Source organism: Ruegeria sp. CH6 (assembly GCF_056537005.1).
Genome location: NZ_JBQFQS010000046.1, coordinates 1 through 1743, shown reverse-complemented (window position 1 = coordinate 1743; position 1743 = coordinate 1). Strand labels below are relative to the sequence as shown.

Below are 1743 nucleotides of genomic sequence, written 5' to 3'. Positions count from 1 at the left end.
ACAGATCGAAACCGGACTGGATGATGGTGCCATTCACACGTCTGTGATCGACATTGATGGCGATGGCGATCTGGACATCATCGGGTCAGCTCTAGCTTCAGATGCCTTCACAGTGTTCCGCAATGATGGGACCGGAGCCTTCGATGCAGGAACACAGATCGAAACCGGACTGGATGATGGTGCCATTCACACGTCTGTGATCGACATTGATGGCGATGGCGATCTGGACATCATCGGGTCAGCTTCCTCTTCAGATGTCTTCACGGTGTTCCGCAATGATGGGACCGGGGGCTTCGATGCAGGAACACAGATCGATACCACGCTGGATGATGAAGCCCGTCACACCTTTGTGGCAGATATAGACGGCGATGGTCGGGATGACCTGATTACATCCGCATCCATCAGCGATGCATTCAATGTAATCTGGAGTGAAAACCTTCCGCCGGTCATCTAAGCCCACCTCCCGATCGAGCGTAAGCACCCGATTTTCACCGCCTGCCTGATTTACTCCTGATGATTTAAGACACGTGCTTAACGACGTCGTTACCGACGTGTCTTAGGGGGAGTTTGTCATGCGCGGCGAGATTTTGGGCGTTGAACGGCGTCGGCGCTGGAGCGACGAGGAGAAGCTTGCGATTGTCGCGTCAGTGGGGGTCGACGGGGCGACAGTCACGCGGGTTGCGCAGCATCACGATGTGACCCGTCAGCAGATTTATGGCTGGCGGCACGAGTTGAAGCGGAAGGGGCTATGGTCGCCTGACCTCGGCACAGTGTTTCTGCCGGTTGATATCCCGGCGGCCGAGGCTCTTCCTGCGGAACCCGCAGCCTTCCCGTCGGTTCCTGTAGAGCTGCGCCTAGCCAACGGGCGGTACCTGCAGTTTTCCAGTGATCTGGACGCAGGGGTGCTGATCAGGCTGATTCACGCGGTGGAGGCGGCATGATCGGCCCGGGAACCGGTGTCCGGGTGTATCTTGCGTGTGGTGTCACTGATATGAGGAAGGGGATCGCGGGCCTATCTGCCCTGGCGCAGGACGTTCTGCGCCAGCGACCTGCGAATGGTGCGGTCTTTGCCTTCCGGGGCCGAAAGGGTGACCGGATCAAATTGCTCTATTTGTGAAACGGCATGCAAAATTGCCCCCTGTTGAGGGGTGATCGGCATGCAAAATTGACCCCTGTTGAGGGGTGATCGGCATGCAAAATTGACCCCCCTGATAATTCTGTTCAGATGCTTCCCAAACGATATTGGGGAGCAGATTGGGGATGTTGGTCGTGGAGACGATTGCGAAGATCAGGCGTGCATTTTTTGTCGATGGGAAGTCTATCAAGGAGATTTGCCGCGACCTTCGATTGTCGCGGAATACGGTGCGCAAGGTTGTCCGTTCCGGGGACACCGAGTTCAGCTATGACCGATCTGTTCAGCCACGCCCGAAGATCGATCCCTGGAAAGATCAGCTTGATAGCCTGCTTGAGGACAATGCTGGAAAACCCAAGCGCGAACGACTGACCCTGGTTCGGATTTATGAGGAGCTGCGCAATCTCGGCTACGATGGCAGCTATGACGCGGTGCGCCGGTATGCGGCCAATTGGTCTCGTGAGGTCCAGGAAGCTTCAGCCGCCGCCTATGTTCCGTTGAGCTTTGATCCTGGCGAGGCTGACCCAGCCCCCTGATCCGGGCCGTTGAGGTGTAGAATCCGTTTCTGTTTCTTTCTTTTGATATGGTTTTGGTCAAGGCCTGCTGAGCGG

Annotated in this window: 3 protein-coding genes and 1 pseudogene; all 4 read left to right on the top strand. The window is 56.4% G+C overall.

Annotated features, from left to right (window positions below; all coding sequences use genetic code 11):
• Positions 1 to 454, top strand: a 454-nt coding sequence (locus tag ACR0CW_RS23105) for an FG-GAP repeat domain-containing protein (protein ID WP_480789579.1), incomplete at its 5' end; no start/stop codon positions are given.
• 118 nt (positions 455 to 572) lie between these two features.
• Complete coding sequence (tnpA, locus tag ACR0CW_RS23100; RefSeq protein WP_480789578.1) at positions 573 to 941, top strand: IS66-like element accessory protein TnpA; 369 nt, start codon at positions 573 to 575, stop codon at positions 939 to 941.
• Positions 938 to 1117, top strand: a complete 180-nt coding sequence (gene tnpB / locus ACR0CW_RS23095; RefSeq protein ID WP_480789577.1) for an IS66 family insertion sequence element accessory protein TnpB — start codon at positions 938 to 940, stop codon at positions 1115 to 1117. The genes tnpA and tnpB overlap by 4 nt, the downstream gene beginning before the upstream one ends.
• A 143-nt stretch (positions 1118 to 1260) precedes the next feature.
• A pseudogene (locus ACR0CW_RS23090) lies at positions 1261 to 1653 on the top strand (IS21 family transposase); the annotation flags it as partial.
• Positions 1654 to 1743: the final 90 nt, after the last annotated feature.

Coding starts and splice junctions, on each gene's coding strand:
- tnpA (WP_480789578.1), top strand. CDS start 573: ATGCGCGGCGAGATTTTGGGCGTTGAACGGCGTCGGCGCTGGAGCGAC.
- tnpB (WP_480789577.1), top strand. CDS start 938: ATGATCGGCCCGGGAACCGGTGTCCGGGTGTATCTTGCGTGTGGTGTC.